Source organism: Moorena sp. SIO4A1 (assembly GCF_010672065.1).
Classification (GTDB): domain Bacteria; phylum Cyanobacteriota; class Cyanobacteriia; order Cyanobacteriales; family Coleofasciculaceae; genus Moorena.
The window spans coordinates 1-1,935 of record NZ_JAAHHX010000408.1 but is presented as its reverse complement, the minus strand read 5'-3'; the positions used below and the strand labels follow the sequence as shown (position 1 = coordinate 1,935).

2 protein-coding genes and 1 pseudogene are annotated in these 1,935 nt (G+C 43.9%); all 3 read right to left on the bottom strand.

Annotated features, from left to right (window positions below):
• Window positions 1–876, bottom strand: an 876-nt coding sequence (locus F6K53_RS38810) for a hypothetical protein (protein ID WP_293085187.1), incomplete at its 3' end; no start/stop codon positions are given.
• Window positions 861–1,652, bottom strand: coding sequence for a tetratricopeptide repeat protein (locus tag F6K53_RS38805; protein ID WP_293085184.1), 792 nt, complete (start codon window positions 1,650–1,652; stop codon window positions 861–863). The genes F6K53_RS38810 and F6K53_RS38805, both read right to left, overlap by 16 nt.
• Before the next feature lie 78 nt (window positions 1,653–1,730).
• Window positions 1,731–1,935 (bottom strand): annotated as a pseudogene (locus F6K53_RS38800) (hypothetical protein); the annotation flags it as partial.

The following is a 1,935-nucleotide window of genomic DNA, read 5'->3' as shown; positions in this document are numbered from 1 at the left end:
TCGTTTCGCCTGCTGGTTCAATCCCACGTCTAGGTATAAATCTCCCAAAAGTTGGTAAACTGCGACGGTCTCACTTCGCCCTTTCACCAACCCTTCTAATAACGCTATGGCTTGCGCTTTCAAGTTATAATATTTTTCGTACAAAGACGCTAAGCCTAGCCCTTCTACCTGTTGGCTCAATGGCTGTTGTTTTAGTTGGGCTACTTCTGTTCGCACTGACTCAGCGTTTTGGGCATCCAACAGCGTAAAACTCACATCAGCTCCCTGTTCTTCTTCAGAGGATTTTCCTGTGTCGGTTTCTACGGTGACAAGATAATAGGAGTCTGGTTGTAGGGGAGGACCGGAATATTCAATTTCGGTGTTGCTCGTTTCCGTTTGCCACTCCAATGTTAAACCAGCATCTTGTACTAGAACCCTATAGCGAGTTGCTCCCTTTACGGCATTCCAACGTAATATCGGGCGCTTAGTTAGTAGAGCTGTATTGCGAGGGCTGATAATATAAGGAATTATTTGATTAGAGTCGCGAGGATGACGGCGGGGGGAGTCCCGTCGCCTTTTCATTAGTTGTCCTAGACCACAACCATCAGACACAAGGGAGACTTTTCCCGCAGGAACAGACCAGACTCTTGAGTTGCTGCACAGAACTTTAGCGGATGCCCCAGCACTCAGTTTTAACTGGTCAGAAGGATTGAGTTGATATCCAACATTAGCTTTTTGATAGCGGTTCCATTCACTCCGCTTGAGCCTGACATCCCCTTTAATTTCAGAGACATAATTTAACACTTTTGGCTGTGCCCAACCAGGAGAAACGAACCCAGGCCATATAAGACTGAGCATGACTCCTGCTAAAATTTTTAACCTCAAGGTTCCTCCCATGATTGTCTTGCCTTGCTTAAGGTCTTGTGAGCTAGATCTAACCAAGTATCTTCATCAGGATTGCCAGTAGAACCCAACTTAGAGCACTGCTGCCACTGTTGGATTGCTCCAGGCTTTTTCTGCCGTTCTAGCACCTGGGCTAATAAACAATGAGCTGACCCCCGATTCCAGAGATATTGAGCGACTTCAGGTTTACTGGCAATGCCGATAGCGATGTTTAGTACCTGCTCTGCCTCTGGATCTCGACCTTGCTGAAACCTTGCCCATCCCAGATTTTTAAACAGGTTGTAGTTAATTTCAGGAAAACTATCCTGCTGGTTTGCTTGTTGAAGACCTTGATATAGCAAAGTTACTGCTTCAGAATATTCTTTATTTTTAATAAACAAGCGAGCCAAGTTATTAGAGGCTTCCGGCACATTCCCTTTTACGGCGGACCGATAATACTCGCCAGCTTTATCAAACTGCTGCAAGTCCTCATAAAGATCGCCCAAGTTGTAGTGAGAATCAAAATTATCGGGATTCAATTCAATGGCTCTCTTGTAATTCTCTTCAGCTATGCTCAACTTTCCCTGATCATGGTTTTTCTTTCCGTGATCATTGTAGAGATTGCTCAAGTTGTGGTGAGCATCGACATTATCGGGATTCAATTCAATGGCTCTCTTGTAATTCTCTTCAGCTATGCCCAACTTTCCCTGATTATGGTTTTTATTTCCTCGATCATTGTAGGCTTTAGAAATTAAGGGCGAGGCAAACCTAAAGCCCAGTAACAGACACAACAGAGCTAAAACAGAGCCGAGTAGTAGCGGAGCTTGATTTGGTCGAGTTTGGTTAACCTGCCTCCCAGGCGACTGTAGTCAATTAATATTAATTTGGTCTCGTCCAATATTAATTTGGTCTCCTCCAATATTAGTATTACCTTGATTAATATCCCCTTTGGCAAAGTTCTTCACGTTCTCAATCACATTCTCAATGTTGTAATTGTCACCAGTAGCCTGGTGGGATTCCAAGGCTTTGGTAATCTCTTGAATAATTTTCTCTAAGTTAGGCAAAGGTTGAGCA